The sequence below is a fragment of the Serratia sp. OLAL2 genome, from assembly GCF_002752475.1.
Taxonomy (GTDB): domain Bacteria; phylum Pseudomonadota; class Gammaproteobacteria; order Enterobacterales; family Enterobacteriaceae; genus Serratia; species Serratia bockelmannii.
On sequence record NZ_MSTL01000017.1, the window covers coordinates 55,695 to 70,702 of the forward strand.

The window sequence follows — 15,008 nt, forward strand, 5'->3', positions numbered from 1 at the left end:
CTTCTCTCTTCATAGTCAAAATGTCTGCCGGTCGCCCTGCGCCATCAGGATGAATTTCACGCCCAGATCGTTGCCCTGCGCCAGCTGCTGCGCAATGGCGGCGCGCGTGTCTTCGCCCTGCTTCAGGCTGGGCTTGATGTGGCTGATCACCACCGGCAGACCGTTCAGCGAACCTTCACCGCCGCTGTACTGCGTCAGGTTCTTCAACTCCTTCAGCAGCCAGGCCGGCGTCAAATGGCCGTACAGATGTTTATCCTCCATCCCATTGGGGTACGAGGTTTCGATAATCATGCCTTTGAGCTTTTTCTGCTCGACAAGCGGCCCCAGCGTGCGCCAGACGGTATCGAGATCGCGTGATTGCTCCACCTTATCCGGCCCGGTATCGCCGAAGTAGGCGAAGAACTCGCTGCCGTTGGAAATCAGCAGCATCGACGACGGGTAGCGATCGTGGCTAAGCGGGTACATCACGCCGGTCAACCCGGTCAGGCCGAGGGTAAAGCGCTGCTGCGGCCGCACCGTTTGCAACCGGTAGGTGCCCAGCCGCGAACCGTTGCCGGCGTCGGTAAAGTTCGGCCAGGCCTTCCAGTTGAAGTAGTGATTACGCAGGGTCAGCACGGTGTCCGCCTGGGCGTAAACGGTTTTTTTATTGTCCTCGGGCGAGCCGACGATCAGCCCCGCCACGTGGTCCAGATGGCCATGGCTGATAAAGTAACTGCCGATCAACTGCCGGAACACATAGCCCTGCGGCGTGTAAGGCGCGGCCAGCTCTGACGTCACCTGCGGGAAGCTACCCTTCTCCAGCCCTTTGGCGATGCCCGGCAGCAGTGAACCGGCGTCCAGCGCCACATACTGCGGCTGATTATCGCTGCGGATCAGATAAGAGGTCAGGTTGCCGTCGCTAACGCCGCCGTCGACGCCCAGCGCCACCACGTCAAAGCCGGCTATCGCCAGCGCCGAATAGCCGCTCAGGCACAGGGCCAGCACCTTTTTCATCATTGCGTCGCTCCTTGCAGTTGCCTCAAGACTCTCCCCGTTTCGCCGCCTCGAACGCCGCCAACGTCTCCATGCGGGCTTGTTTGTGATCGACGATCGGCAGCGGGTAGTTCAGCGTGCATCGCTGCTTTTCCGCCCAGCGATGGGGATGATGGATGTCATTGTCGGGCACATCCGCCAGTTCCGGCAACCATTTACGGATAAAAGTGCCTTGTGGATCAAAACGTTCACCCTGGGTGGTCGGGTTGAAGATGCGGAAATACGGCGCGGCGTCGGTGCCGGTGGAGGCCGCCCACTGCCAGCCGCCGTTGTTGGCCGCCAGATCCCCGTCCAGCAGTTGCGACATGAAATAGCGCTCCCCGGCGCGCCAGTCGATCAGCAGATCTTTCACCAGAAAACTGGCGCTGATCATGCGCAGCCGGTTGTGCATCCAGCCGGTGGCATTCAGTTGGCGCATGGCGGCATCGACGATCGGATAACCGGTTTCGCCCCGCTGCCAGGCCTGCAGCTTCGCCGCGTCATCGCACCAGCGCACCTTGTCCGTCCAGGCGATAAATGGCCGATAGCGGCACAACGCGGGATAAGCCACCAGCAGATGACGGTAGAACTCGCGCCAAATCAGCTCGTTCAGCCAGGCGAAAGCGCCGCTCTCGCGATCTTCCAGCAGCTGCGGGCATTCGGCGCGCAGGCGGTTGAAGCACTGGCGCGGCGACAGCGCACCGATCGCCAGATAGGGCGACAGGCTGCTGGTGCCGGCGATGGCGGGCAGATCGCGCTGCCGAAGGTAATCCTGCACCTGCTCACGACAAAAGGCGCGCAGCCGCTGCAGCGCGGCCTCCTCGCCGGCGGGATAGTCATCCCCAATTTCCGCCGCGGGATAATCGAACGCCGCCGGCGCCTCAGGCGCAGGCAACGCGCCATCGGCACGGATCTTCGGCGCCGGCAGGCAGCTCACGTCGGACTCGGTCAGGCGCTGAATAAAGGCGTTGCGAAACGGCGTATAAACCTTGTACATCTCGCCGCCGCCGGTGAGCACGCTGCCCGGCGGCAACAGCAGGCTGTCATCAAAACCGTGGCACGTTACCCGGTCGCTCAATCGCTGTTCCAACTGCTCATCGCGGCGCCGTTCATTCAGTTCATACTGGCGGTTGTAAAACAGCGCATCTACCTGCTCTCGCTCGCAATAGTCCGCCAGCCAGTCGATCGACGCGGCAAAGTCCGCACAGGCATGGCAATGCAGCGCAATGCCCTTTTGCGCCAGCGCCTGTTGCACCGCCTGCAGGCTGGCGTGGATCAGCGCCGCCTGCCGCGGCGCCATCTCATGTTGCCGCCACTGCTCCGGTGTGGCGATAAACACCGCCAGCACCCGGGCTTTCGGATCGCTGCAGGCGGCGTGCAGGGCTTTGTTGTCGGTGATACGCAGATCGTTACGCAACCAGACCAGATGCGTGGTCATAAAACTCCTTGTCAATCAATGGCCGTAACGCAAACGCAGCGCCTCCGGGTAAGGTTCGAAATAGCGTTGTTCCGCCAGATAGCGATCGGGGTATTCCGCCATGTAATGCTTGAGCAGCGCGATCGGCGCCAGCAGCGGCTGCATGCCCTGCCGGTAGCGATCGATCAGGTGCGCCAGCTCCTGGCGCTGCGCCGCGCTAAGCTGACAACGGAAGTAGCCCTGCACGTGCATTAACACGTTGGTGTGGTTGCGCCGCGTCGCTTTGTGCGCCAACAGCGCCATCAGGCGGCTGCGGTATTCCACGGCGAAGGCCTCCAGCGAGTCCCAACAGTGAATATCGGCGACGAAGCGCCCCAGCTCGCGGTACGCCGGCTGCGAATGCGCCAGCAGCGACAGCTTGTAGCGGCTGTGAAACGCGATCAGCCCGCCGCGGGTCAGCCCCTGACGCCACAGCATGTTCAACTCATACAGCGCGTACACTCGCTCGATAAAGTTTTCCCGCAGCGCCGCATCCTGCAATCGTCCATCTTCTTCCACCGGCAGCCACGGCATCTGACGCAGCAGCTCGGCGGTAAACAGCCCAACGCCGTTTTTACGCGAGTCCTTGCCGTTCTCGCTGTAGACCCGCACCCGTTCCAGGCCGCAGCTCGGCGACTTGGCGCAGACGATATAGCCGCACAGGTGCTGCAACGCGGCCACGCGCTGCGCGGAGAAACTGCGCATCTCCTCGGTCAGATCCACGCCGGCGTCGTTGCTGTAGCGCATCGCCGGCCACGGCTGCGCCTGTTTCACCAGGCGCAGCGCCGGGCGCGGCGTGGGCAGGCCGATCGCCATTTCCGGGCAAACGGGCTCAAAGCGCACATAGGGCGCCAACTGTTCCACCGCAAAAGCCAGCCGCTTGTGGCCACCGTCGAAACGCACCGCGTCGCCCAGTAAACAGGCGCTGATGCCGATAGGGATCTTGTCGCTCATACCGCTCTCCCATGTTGTTGACCGATGAGGAAAGTGTAGAAGAATGGCTTGCCAAATACGACCTTGCGCTTGATAGGGGTGGCCAGAGGCATAAAAAAACCCCCGCCACAGGGCGAGGGTTTTTTCGTGAATCGGCAGCGACTCAGTAGAAATCGCAGGACGCCAGTTCCGCCTGCTGCAGCCAGACCGGCTTATCGCTGGTTTTTGACCAGACGCGGTGCAGGTAGCTGTAAAAACGCCCGCGATCGCTGCGGAACAGCATCACCGGCAGGGCCAAAATGCCCGCGATAACCACTGCGCTGCGGCGCAGGAGAATCCGATGCAGTGAATAAGCGTGATAGGTCGTAGACATGCGAACCTCCTTAAAAACGCCTGCCGTTGATTTGTCAGGGAAAACGGCGTGGGCGTATCAAATGAACAATCGGTAATTTGGTAACTGAGCAAAATTTTAGCGCACTTGATGAAAGTTTACTACTCATCCGACCACTAAATCGCACAAAAAATCGCTAATCACCGCAGCGATTCGTAATTTTGTTACAGTCAGGTTAATTTTTAACTTATCATGGGTTACATTGTGGTTATTATCCGGTTCCTGCTTCCACGCCTCTGCCCTTGCTTATTCACTCATCAGGCGCAATCTCGCCGCCAACCTGCTGCTTGAAATGCTCAATTTCCGCTGAAATTTCAGCCATTTTTATACTTTTTTTACACCCGCCCGCGCGATTTTTTCATCTTCTTTCTACCCCGCTCCCTACACTGCCTCTATCAAAAACAACACCTCTGGAGGTGTCCCGTGAGTTTCAGCGTTATTGGTGGTGCGCTGTTGGTCCTGCTGCTGTTGGCCTATCTGGTCTACGCCCTGTTTAACGCGGAGGATTTCTGATGGCGGCTTCAGCCTTTTTACTGATCGCCAGTTTCCTGCTGGTGCTTCTGCTGCTGGCCCGGCCGCTGGGCGGTTTTATGGCGCGCCTGATCGAAGGTGAGCCGCTGCCTACGCTGCGCGGGGTGGAAGCCGGCGTCTGGCGCGCCTGCGGCATCCGCGCCACCGAGATGAACTGGTGGCAGTACGCGCTGGCGATCCTGGCGTTTAACCTGCTCGGCCTGGCGCTGCTGTTCGCCCTGCTGATGGCGCAGGGCTCGCTGCCGCTCAACCCGCAAGGCTTCCCGGGCCTCTCCTGGGATCTGGCACTCAACACCGCCGTCAGCTTCGTCACCAACACCAACTGGCAGGCCTACAGCGGTGAAAGCGCTCTCAGCTATTTCAGCCAGATGGCCGGGCTGGCGGTGCAGAACTTCGTCTCCGCCTCCACCGGCATCGCCGTGGCCTTTGCGCTGATCCGCGCCTTTACCCGCCGCGCCGGCAAGACCGTCGGCAACGCCTGGGCCGATCTGTTCCGCATCACGCTGTATGTGCTGCTGCCGATCGCGCTGCTGATCGCCCTGTTCTTCGTCAGCCAGGGCACGCTGCAAAACTTCCTGCCTTACCTGCACGTCACCACGCTTGAAGGCGCGCAGCAAACGCTGCCGATGGGGCCGGTGGCCTCGCAGGAAGCGATCAAAATGCTCGGCACCAACGGCGGCGGCTTCTTCGGCGCCAACTCGGCGCACCCGTTCGAGAACCCAACCGTGCTGACCAACTTCGTGCAGATGCTGGCCATCTTCCTGATCCCCTGCGCGCTGTGCTTCTCCTTCGGCCAGTTGGCCGGTGAAAACCGTCAGGGCCACGCGCTGATCTGGGCGATGGCGCTGATCTTCGTGGTGGCGGTGGTGGTGGTGATGGTCGCCGAGCTGGCGGGCAACCCGCACCTGAGCGCGCTGGGCGCCGACAGCAACATCAATATGGAAGGCAAAGAGTCGCGCTTTGGCATTCTCGCCACCAGCCTGTTCTCGGTGGTGACCACCGCCGCGTCCTGCGGGGCGGTCAACGCCATGCACGACTCCTTCACCGCGCTGGGCGGCATGGTACCGATGTGGCTGATGCAGATCGGTGAAGTGGTGTTCGGCGGCGTAGGCTCCGGCCTGTACGGCATGCTGCTGTTCGTACTGCTGACGGTATTTATCGCCGGCCTGATGATCGGCCGCACCCCGGAATATCTGGGCAAGAAGATCGACGTTTACGACATGAAGATGACCGCGCTGGCGATCCTGGTCACGCCGACGCTGGTGTTGCTGGGCAGCGCGCTGGCCATCGGCACCGACGCGGGCCGCGCCGGCATCCTCAATCCGGGCGCCCACGGCTTCAGCGAAGTGCTGTACGCCCTGTCCTCCGCCGCCAACAACAACGGCAGCGCCTTCGCCGGGTTGAGCGTCAATACGCCGTTCTACAACCTGCTGCTGGCCTTCGCCATGTTCGTCGGCCGCTTCGGGGTGATCCTGCCGGTGCTGGCGATCGCCGGTTCGCTGAGCGCCAAACAACGCCAGCCGGCGGGCAACGGCACCCTGCCGACCTATGGGCCGCTGTTTATCGGTCTGCTGATCGGCACCGTATTGCTGGTGGGTGCACTGACCTTCGTGCCGGCGCTGGCGCTAGGCCCGGTGGCCGAGCATTTGCAGCTTTGGTTGGCAAACTAACCGACGTCACAGAGAGAGAATAAGAGATGACTCGCAAACAACGCGCGCTGTTTGAACCCGCCCTGGTGCGCACCGCGCTGATCGATGCGGTGAAAAAACTGGACCCTCGCGTTCAATGGCGCAACCCGGTGATGTTCGTGGTGTATATCGGCAGCATTCTGACCACCGCCATCTGGCTGGCGATCCTCACCGGCCAAACCGACGGCGCCGCCGCCTTTACCGGCAGCGTCGCCCTGTGGTTATGGTTCACCGTGCTGTTCGCCAACTTCGCTGAGGCGCTGGCCGAAGGCCGCAGCAAAGCCCAGGCGGAAAGCCTGAGGGGCACCAAGAAAACCAGCTGGGCGAAAAAGCTGGCCGGCCCGCGCCGCGACGGCGCCACGGAGAAAGTGGCCGCCGAAAGCCTGCGCAAAGGTGATATCGTACTGGTGGAAGCCGGCGATACCGTCCCGTGCGACGGCGAAGTGCTGGAAGGCGGCGCCTCGGTAGATGAAAGCGCCATCACCGGCGAATCCGCCCCGGTGATCCGCGAATCCGGCGGGGACTTCTCCTCGGTCACCGGCGGCACCCGCGTGCTGTCCGACTGGCTGGTGGTACAGTGCAGCGTCAACCCGGGGGAAACCTTCCTCGATCGCATGATCGCCATGGTGGAAGGCGCCAAGCGCCGCAAAACGCCGAACGAGATCGCGCTGACTATTCTGCTGGTGGCGCTGACCATCGTGTTCGTCCTGGCCACCGCCACCCTGTTCCCGTTCTCGCAATACAGCGTGGAAGCGGCCGGCAGCGGCAGCGTGGTCACCATCACCGTGCTGGTCGCCTTGCTGGTTTGCCTGATCCCCACCACCATCGGTGGCCTGCTGTCCGCCATCGGCGTGGCCGGGATGAGCCGCATGCTCGGCGCCAACGTGATCGCCACCAGCGGCCGCGCGGTGGAAGCCGCCGGCGACGTGGACGTGCTTCTGCTGGATAAAACCGGCACCATCACGCTGGGCAACCGCCAGGCTTCAGAGTTCCTGCCGGCGCCGGGCGTGAAAGAGCAAGAGCTGGCGGACGCCGCGCAGCTGGCTTCGCTGGCGGACGAAACGCCGGAAGGCCGCAGCATCGTGGTGTTGGCCAAACAGCGCTTCAACCTGCGCGAACGCGATCTGCAGGCGCTGAACGCCACCTTCGTGCCCTTCTCCGCCCAAACCCGCATGAGCGGCGTCAACGTGCAGGAGCGCATGATCCGCAAAGGCGCGGTGGATGCCATTCGCCGTCACGTCGAAACCAATCAGGGGCACTTCCCGCGGGCGGTGGACGATCTGGTGGAAAGCGTGGCGCGCACCGGCGGCACGCCGCTGGTGGTGGCGGAAGGCGCCCGAGTGCTGGGCGTGGTGGCGCTGAAGGATATCGTCAAGGGCGGCATCAAGGAACGCTTCAATGAGCTGCGCAAGATGGGCATCAAAACGGTGATGATCACCGGCGATAACCCGCTGACCGCGGCGGCGATCGCCGCCGAAGCCGGGGTGGACGACTTCCTGTCGGAAGCCACGCCGGAAGCCAAGCTGGCGCTGATCCGCCAGTATCAGGCGGAAGGCCGTCTGGTGGCGATGACCGGCGACGGCACCAACGACGCCCCGGCGCTGGCGCAGGCCGATGTGGCGGTGGCGATGAACTCCGGCACCCAGGCCGCCAAAGAGGCGGGCAACATGGTCGATCTGGATTCCAACCCGACCAAGCTGATCGAAGTGGTACACATCGGCAAACAGATGCTGATGACGCGCGGCTCGCTGACCACCTTCAGCATCGCCAACGACGTGGCCAAATACTTCGCCATTATTCCGGCGGCGTTCGCGGCCACCTATCCGCAGCTGAACGCGCTGAACGTGATGCACCTGCACTCCCCTGCCTCCGCCATCATGTCGGCGGTGATCTTCAACGCCCTGGTGATCGTGTTCCTGATCCCGCTGGCGTTGAAAGGGGTGAGTTACAAACCGATGAGCGCCGCGGCCCTGCTGCGCCGCAACCTGTGGCTGTACGGGGTCGGCGGTCTGCTGGTGCCGTTCGTCGGCATCAAACTGATCGACCTGATCCTGGTCGCGCTGCACGTCGCCGGTTAACCATTGAGGGAAATGAACATGACGTATTTACGACCTGCGCTGGTGATGTTGATCCTGCTGACGCTGATCACCGGCATCGCCTATCCGCTGCTGACCACCGGGCTGGCGCAGCTGCTGTTTTCGGGCGCGGCCAACGGTTCGCTGCTGTACCAGGGCGACAAGGCGGTCGGCTCCGCACTGATCGGCCAGAACTTCACGCGCGCCGACTATTTCTGGGGCCGCCCATCGGCCACCGGCGATTCGGCCTATAATTCGCTGGCCTCCGCCGGCAGCAACCTGGCGGCCACCAACCCGGCGCTGGATAAGGCTATCGCCGAGCGCGCAGCGCAGCTGCGCCAGGCCAATCCTGCGATGAGCGGCCCGATCCCGGTCGATCTGCTGACCGCCTCCGGCAGTGGGTTGGATCCGCAGATCTCGATCGCCGCGGCGCGGTATCAGCTGGCGCGGGTCGCGGCGGCGCGTCATTTGCCGCCGGAACAGGTCGCCAAACTGATCGAAGACAACACCGATCGGGCCACGCCCAACTTCATGGGCGAATCGGTGGTGAACGTGCTGAAGCTGAACCTGGCGCTGGATGCGTTGAAGTAACGCGCCGTATTCAGCATAGTGATAGGGTTCGGCATGCCGAACCCCTTTTTGCTTGGTAACACAAGGAATTGTCATGGTCGAAGAAGAACAGCAGCGTCCCGATCCCGACAGCCTGCTGGCGCTGGCCAATGAAAAACCGCGCGGCCGGTTGAAGGTATTCTTCGGCGCCTGCGCCGGCGTCGGCAAGACCTACGCCATGCTGCAGGAGGCCCAGCGCTTGCGCGCTCAGGGGCTGGACGTGTTGGTCGGCGTGGTGGAAACCCACGGCCGCAGCGAGACCGCCGCCCTGCTCGACGGCCTGACGCTGCTGCCGCAAAAACGCATCCAGCATCGCGGCCGGCTGGTGCATGAATTCGATCTCGACGCCGCGCTGGCGCGCCACCCGGCGCTGGTGTTGATGGATGAACTGGCGCACAGCAACGCTCACGGTTCGCGCCACCCCAAACGCTGGCAGGATGTGGAAGAGCTGCTGGATGCCGGCATCGACGTGCTGACAACCGTCAACGTACAGCATCTGGAAAGCCTTAACGACGTGGTGGGCGGCGTGACCGGCGTACGGGTGCGCGAAACGGTGCCCGACCACGTGTTTGACGAGGCCAGCGAAGTGGTACTGGTCGATCTGCCGCCGGACGATCTGCGCCGGAGGCTGCACGAAGGCAAAGTGTATATTCCCGGCCAGGCCGAGCGCGCTATCGAGCACTTCTTCCGCAAAGGCAACCTGCTCGCCCTGCGCGAGCTGGCGCTGCGCCGCACCGCCGATCGGGTCGATGACCAGATGCGCGAGTTTCGCGACACCCAGGGGCGCGAGAAAGTGTGGCACACCCGCGACAGCATTCTGCTGTGCGTTGGCCACAACAGCGGCAGTGAAAAGCTGGTGCGCATCGCCGCCCGGCTGGCGGCGCGGCTTGGCTGCCACTGGCATGCGGTCTATGTGGAAACCCCCAAGCTGCACCGGCTGCCGGAAAACCAGCGCCGCGCCATTCTGCGCGCGCTGCGGCTGGCGCAGGAACTGGGTGCCGAAACCGCTACCCTGGCCGATCCGTCCGAAGAGCGTGCGGTGCTGCGCTACGCCCGCGAGCATAACCTCGGCAAAATCATCATCGGCCGCCGCAGCGAGCAGCGCTGGAAGCTGCGCGGCAGCTTCGCCGATCGCCTCGGCCGGCTGGGCCCGGATCTCGATCTGGTGATCGTCGCGCTGGAGAGCGACGCCGCACCGCCGCCGCCAGGCAAGGAGCACGACGGCCGCAGCTTCAATGAGAAATGGCGCATGCAGCTGCGCGGCTGCGCGGTGGCGGTGGCGCTGTGCGCGCTGATCACCCTGCTCTCGCAGTGGCTGCTGCCGGGCTTCGATCAGGCCAACCTGGTGATGGTCTACCTGCTCGGCGTGGCGATCGTCGCACTGTTCTTCGGCCGCTGGCCATCGGTGCTGGCAGCGGTGATCAACGTCGCCAGTTTCGATCTGTTCTTCGTTCAGCCCGAATGGTCGTTCGCCGTCAGCGATATGCAGTATCTGCTGACCTTCGGCGTGATGCTCGCCGTCGGCATCATCATCGGCAACCTGACCGCCGGGGTGCGTTATCAGGCCCGGGTGGCGCGCTATCGCGAGCAGCGGGCGCGCCATCTGTACGAAATGTCGCGCGGGCTGAGCCGCGCGCTGACCGTGGCCGACATCGCCAACACCAGCCGTCATTTCCTCTCCAGCAGCTTCCAGGCGAAAACCGTGCTGCTGCTGCCGCAGGAAGGCGGCCGGCTGCAGCAAATGGTCGGCGAGGAAGGCGGGCTGCTGTCGGTAGACGAAGCCATCGCGCGCTGGAGTTTCGATAAAGGCTTGCCGGCCGGCGCCGGCACCGACACCCTGCCCGGCGTGCCTTACCAACTTCTACCGCTCAATACCCCCAAGCAGACCTTCGGCCTGTTGGCGATCGAGCCCAATAACCTGCGCCAGCTGATGGTGCCGGAACAGCAGCGGTTGCTGCAAACCTTCGCAGTGCTGATCGCCAGCGCGCTGGAACGACTGCACCTGGCGCGCAGCGCCGAAGAAGCCAAGCTGGACGCCGAACGCGAACAGCTGCGCAACTCGCTGCTGGCGGCGCTGTCGCACGATCTGCGCACGCCGCTGACGGTACTGTTCGGCCAGGCGGAAATCCTCACGCTGGACCTGGCGGCCGAAGGCTCCAATCACGCCACCCAGGCCAGCCAGATCCGCCAGCAGGTGCTGAGCACCACCCGGCTGGTGAACAACCTGCTGGATATGGCGCGCATCCAGTCCGGCGGTTTCAGCCTGCGCAAAGAGTGGCAGTCGCTGGAAGAGATCGTCGGCGCTTCGCTGCACATGCTGGAGCCGCTGCTCAGCCAGCATCCGATCGAGGTCGAGCTGCCGCCGGAACAGATCCTGGTCAACTGCGACGGTAGCCTGCTGGAACGGGTGTTCACCAACCTGTTGGAAAACGCCAATAAATACGCCGGCGCCGAGGCCACCATCGGCATTCGCGCCCGCACGCTGCCCGAGTGGCTGGAAGTCGAGGTCTGGGATAACGGCCCCGGCATCCCCGCCGATCAGCTGCAGCTAATTTTCGACAAGTTTTCACGCGGCAATAAAGAGTCGGCGATCCCCGGCGTCGGCTTGGGGTTAGCGATTTGTCGTGCCATTATTGAAGTGCATGACGGCCGCATCTGGGCGGAAAACGGCGCCAACGGCGGCGCCAGCTTCCGCTTCGTGCTGCCGCTGGAAAAACCGCCCGAGATCGACGGCGACGCCTTCGATCTGTAATCAACGCAGGGGAAACGTGAGCATAACGCCAACCAACATTCTGATTGTTGAAGATGAAAAAGAGATCCGCCGCTTCGTGCGCACCGCGCTGGAGAGCGAAGGTCTGCGGGTATTTGAAAGTGAAACGCTGCAGCGCGGGTTGATTGAAGCCGGCACGCGCAAACCGGATCTGATCATCCTGGATTTGGGCTTGCCGGACGGTGACGGGCTGAGCTACATCCGCGATCTGCGGCAGTGGAGCGCCATTCCGGTGATCGTGCTCTCGGCGCGCAACGCCGAAGAGGACAAGATCGCCGCGCTGGATGCCGGCGCCGACGACTACCTCAGCAAACCGTTCGGCATCGGCGAGCTGCTGGCGCGGGTGCGGGTCGCACTGCGCCGCCACTCAGCTAACCAACAGGAAAGCCCGCTGGTGAGCTTTTCGGCGATTACCGTCGATCTGGTGAATCGCCGGGTGCTGCGCAACGACGAAGATCTGCATCTGACGCCGATCGAGTTTCGCCTGCTGGCGGAGCTGCTGGCCAACGCCGGCAAGGTGATCACCCAACGCCAGCTGTTGAGCCACGTCTGGGGGCCGAACTACGTGGAGCACAGCCACTATCTGCGCATCTACATGGGCCATTTGCGGCAGAAGCTCGAAGCCGATCCGGCCCGGCCCAAACACCTGCTGACCGAAACCGGCGTCGGCTATCGCTTCATGCCTTAACCCCGGTGGGCGCGGTTTGCCGCGCCTTTACGCCGCCGGGCCCTTCTTCAATCCGACCATAAATTCCTTAAACGCCTCGCGCAGCGGAGCGAACACCGGGTGTTTGCGGTTTTCGATCATCACTTCGGAGAACAGCTTCAATCCTACGGCGAAGGCCGCGCTCTGCTCGGGGCCGAAGTTCAGATCGTCACGCGCCCGAATGCGCTCGACGATCTCGAGAATATCGTCGTGGTTGGTCACCTCAAAACTCAGCGGTGCTTTCTCGACGGGGTTGCCCTGGCGATCGCTCAGGGCTTCAACGGTAATGTTAAAACGGTGGCCGGGCATCAGTTCTTCTCCTGCTGCGTGGGTTGAATATGCATTTCGCTTTCGATCGCCGCCACGGCGGTCAGCAACGCGGCGTTGATGCGCTCCACCTGCTGCGGCGTGAGATCGGCGCGCATCACGTTGCCGCGCAGCAGGCTGCGCAGACGGTTCATGGCGTCGTAGATGCCTTCCGCCAGGTTGCCGTGCCGATGATGCTCGCGGCCGGCGCCCGCCAGGCGCGCCAGAATGACGTCAACCACCTGTTGATGCTTTTGCAGCTCGCCCTCGCCCGCCACGGTGATACGGTAGCTTTTGCGGCCGTTGCCGGTGGTGAGCGGCTCAAGGAAATCCTGTTCTTCCAGCAGCGTCAGCGTGGGGTAAATCACCCCCGGGCTCGGCACGTACAGGCCGGATGACGCTTCCTCGATCGCCTTGATCAATTCGTACCCGTGGCTGGGCTTGCGCGCCACCAACGCCAGCAACACCAGGCGCAGATCGCCGTGTTCGAACAGACGATGACGCCCGCCCCGGCCACCACGCCCACCTCGGCCGTGTTCTTCGCCTTCGCCGCCGAAGTGATGGCGCCCGCCGCGATGACGGCGGCCCTCTTCGCACTCATGATGGTGGTGGTGATGCCGGTGTAAACCTAATCGATGAAACATAAGGTGATACCTCGCTTAACAGTGAACATCAATACGAGGTTGTTTAGATATATCTAAACAGCGTCGATAGCGCTAATCTAGATCGATATATCTAAATGTGCAAGCACGTACCGTGAAAAAGATATATCTAAATTACAGGCATAAAAAAAGCGCTGTAAAAACAGCGCTTTTTATCCATCATGAAAAGCGATTACTTGGCGGAAGCCAGCACTTCGCTGACGATCTCGACCGCTTCGTGCTCAATCTTCTCGCGGTGTTCCGCCCCGAGGAAGCTCTCGCAGTAGATCTTGTAAGCCTCTTCAGTACCGGAAGGACGGGCCGCGAACCAGCCATTGTCAGTCATCACTTTCAAGCCGCCGATCGACGCGCCGTTGCCCGGCGCCGCGGTCAGACGTGCGGTGATCGGATCCCCGCCCAGCGTACTGGCCTTGACCATCTCCGGCGACAGTTTGGACAGCGCCGCTTTCTGCGCATGGGTTGCCGGCGCCTGGATGCGGTTGTAGCTCGGCGCGCCGAAGCGCTTGGCCAGATCGTCATAATGATGCTGCGGGTTCTCACCGGTTACCGCGGTGATTTCAGCCGCCAGCAGGCACATGATGATACCGTCTTTGTCGGTCGACCACGGCTGGCCGTTGAAGCGCAGGAACGAGGCCCCGGCGCTTTCTTCGCCGCCGAAGCCCAGGCTGCCGTCGAACAGGCCGTCCACGAACCACTTGAAGCCGACCGGCACTTCCACCAGCTTGCGCCCCAGGTCAGCCACCACGCGGTCGATCATCGCGCTGGATACCAGCGTTTTACCTACCGCCACATCGGCGCCCCACTGCGGGCGATGTTGGAACAGGTAGTTGATGGCTACCGCCAGATAGTGGTTCGGGTTCATCAGGCCCTTCGGCGTGACGATGCCGTGACGGTCGTAATCCGGATCGTTGGCGAACGCCAGATCGAATTTGTCGCGCAGCGCCAGCAGGCCGGCCATCGCCGACTCGGACGAGCAGTCCATGCGGATGATGCCGTCATGGTCCAGGTGCATAAAGCGGAAGGTCTGATCGATGGAGTCGTTCACCAGCGTCAGATCCAGCTTGTAGTGTTCCGCCACCCGCTGCCAATAGGCGATGCCGGAGCCGCCGAGCGGATCCACGCCCAGCTTCAGGCCGGCGCGTTGAATGGCCGGCATGTCGACCACGTCAACCAGGCCTTCGACATAAGGCTGCACCAGATCTTTGGCATGCAGGTGGCCGCTGTTCCAGGCCTTATCCAGCGACTGACGCTGAACGCCTTTCAACTGCTGCGCCAGCAGTTCGTTGGCGCGCTTCTCGATCACCGACGTCAGGTTGGTGTCAGCCGGGCCGCCGTTCGGCGGATTGTATTTGATACCGCCATCTTCCGGCGGGTTATGGGACGGCGTAATGACGATGCCGTCGGCCTGCGCGCCGCCGCGGCGGTTGTGGCACAGAATGGCGTGCGATACCGCCGGCGTTGGCGTGAAGCCGTTGTTTTCCTGCACGATCACATCGACGCCGTTGGCGGTCAGCACTTCCAGCACGGAAATGAAGGCCGGCTCGGACAGTGCATGGGTGTCTTTGCCCACGTAGCACGGGCCGGTAGTGCCTTGCTGATGACGAACTTCGGCGATCGCCTGAGCGATGGCGAGGATGTGCGCTTCGTTGAAGCTGTGGCGCTGCGCGCTGCCGCGGTGGCCGGAGGTACCAAACTTCACCGCATGTGCGGCATTGCCGGCTTCCGGTTGCAGCACATAGTACTGCGACGTCAGCTGGGCTACGTTGATCAGATCGCTTTGGCGGGCGGGCTGCCCGGCACGTGGATTATTCGCCATCGACATATCTCCCTCATCCCTGTCGGTGACCGGGCAAATACGTCGCGCACGGCC

13 protein-coding genes are annotated in these 15,008 nt (G+C 62.7%); 6 read left to right on the forward strand and 7 right to left on the reverse strand.

The window, feature by feature from the left end:
- Window positions 1–15: 15 nt before the first annotated feature.
- The 4 genes from BVU99_RS11885 to BVU99_RS11900 form a co-directional block, all read right to left on the reverse strand.
- The gene (locus BVU99_RS11885) at window positions 16–996 is read right to left on the reverse strand and encodes an MBL fold metallo-hydrolase (protein ID WP_043136583.1); all 981 of its coding nucleotides are present in this window, start codon (window positions 994–996) and stop codon (window positions 16–18) included.
- A 22-nt stretch (window positions 997–1,018) separates the two neighbouring features.
- Window positions 1,019–2,449, reverse strand: a complete 1,431-nt coding sequence (gene phrB, locus BVU99_RS11890) for a deoxyribodipyrimidine photo-lyase (protein ID WP_099816696.1) — start codon at window positions 2,447–2,449, stop codon at window positions 1,019–1,021.
- Window positions 2,450–2,464: 15 nt separating this feature from the next.
- Window positions 2,465–3,421 (reverse strand): DUF523 and DUF1722 domain-containing protein, encoded by a 957-nt coding sequence (locus tag BVU99_RS11895; RefSeq protein ID WP_099816695.1) that lies wholly within the window; start codon window positions 3,419–3,421, stop codon window positions 2,465–2,467.
- Between the two features lie 142 nt (window positions 3,422–3,563).
- Window positions 3,564–3,773: a YbfA family protein gene (locus tag BVU99_RS11900; protein WP_004939916.1), complete on the reverse strand. Its 210-nt coding sequence runs from the start codon at window positions 3,771–3,773 to the stop codon at window positions 3,564–3,566.
- A gap of 441 nt (window positions 3,774–4,214) precedes the next feature.
- Between BVU99_RS11900 and BVU99_RS11905 the strand changes: the two genes are divergently transcribed.
- From BVU99_RS11905 to kdpE, 6 genes are all read left to right on the forward strand, one after another.
- Complete coding sequence (locus tag BVU99_RS11905) at window positions 4,215–4,304, forward strand: K(+)-transporting ATPase subunit F (protein ID WP_016928742.1); 90 nt, start codon at window positions 4,215–4,217, stop codon at window positions 4,302–4,304.
- The gene (kdpA, locus tag BVU99_RS11910; RefSeq protein ID WP_099816694.1) at window positions 4,304–5,992 is read left to right on the forward strand and encodes a potassium-transporting ATPase subunit KdpA; all 1,689 of its coding nucleotides are present in this window, start codon (window positions 4,304–4,306) and stop codon (window positions 5,990–5,992) included. The genes BVU99_RS11905 and kdpA overlap by 1 nt, the downstream gene beginning before the upstream one ends.
- Before the next feature lie 26 nt (window positions 5,993–6,018).
- Window positions 6,019–8,088 carry a potassium-transporting ATPase subunit KdpB gene (kdpB, locus tag BVU99_RS11915; RefSeq protein ID WP_049295169.1) on the forward strand — a complete coding sequence of 690 codons (2,070 nt, stop codon included), beginning with the start codon at window positions 6,019–6,021 and terminating at the stop codon, window positions 8,086–8,088.
- Window positions 8,089–8,106: 18 nt separating this feature from the next.
- Window positions 8,107–8,676, forward strand: coding sequence for a potassium-transporting ATPase subunit KdpC (gene kdpC / locus BVU99_RS11920; RefSeq protein WP_025301867.1), 570 nt, complete (start codon window positions 8,107–8,109; stop codon window positions 8,674–8,676).
- Between the two features lie 73 nt (window positions 8,677–8,749).
- Entirely contained in the window at window positions 8,750–11,446 is a 2,697-nt protein-coding gene (gene kdpD / locus BVU99_RS11925) for a two-component system sensor histidine kinase KdpD (protein WP_099816693.1), read from the forward strand.
- A gap of 16 nt (window positions 11,447–11,462) precedes the next feature.
- The gene (gene kdpE / locus BVU99_RS11930) at window positions 11,463–12,152 is read left to right on the forward strand and encodes a two-component system response regulator KdpE (RefSeq protein ID WP_016928747.1); all 690 of its coding nucleotides are present in this window, start codon (window positions 11,463–11,465) and stop codon (window positions 12,150–12,152) included.
- Between the two features lie 27 nt (window positions 12,153–12,179).
- Here kdpE and BVU99_RS11935 read toward each other — a convergent pair whose 3' ends face one another.
- From BVU99_RS11935 to pgm, 3 genes are all read right to left on the reverse strand, one after another.
- Window positions 12,180–12,479 carry a DUF3861 domain-containing protein gene (locus BVU99_RS11935; protein WP_004939927.1) on the reverse strand — a complete coding sequence of 100 codons (300 nt, stop codon included), beginning with the start codon at window positions 12,477–12,479 and terminating at the stop codon, window positions 12,180–12,182.
- Window positions 12,479–13,120 carry a PadR family transcriptional regulator gene (locus BVU99_RS11940; protein ID WP_025301865.1) on the reverse strand — a complete coding sequence of 214 codons (642 nt, stop codon included), beginning with the start codon at window positions 13,118–13,120 and terminating at the stop codon, window positions 12,479–12,481. Before BVU99_RS11940 ends, BVU99_RS11935 begins: the two co-directional genes overlap by 1 nt.
- 190 nt (window positions 13,121–13,310) lie before the next feature.
- Window positions 13,311–14,954, reverse strand: a complete 1,644-nt coding sequence (pgm, locus tag BVU99_RS11945; RefSeq protein ID WP_016928750.1) for a phosphoglucomutase (alpha-D-glucose-1,6-bisphosphate-dependent) — start codon at window positions 14,952–14,954, stop codon at window positions 13,311–13,313.
- Window positions 14,955–15,008 lie beyond the last annotated feature (54 nt).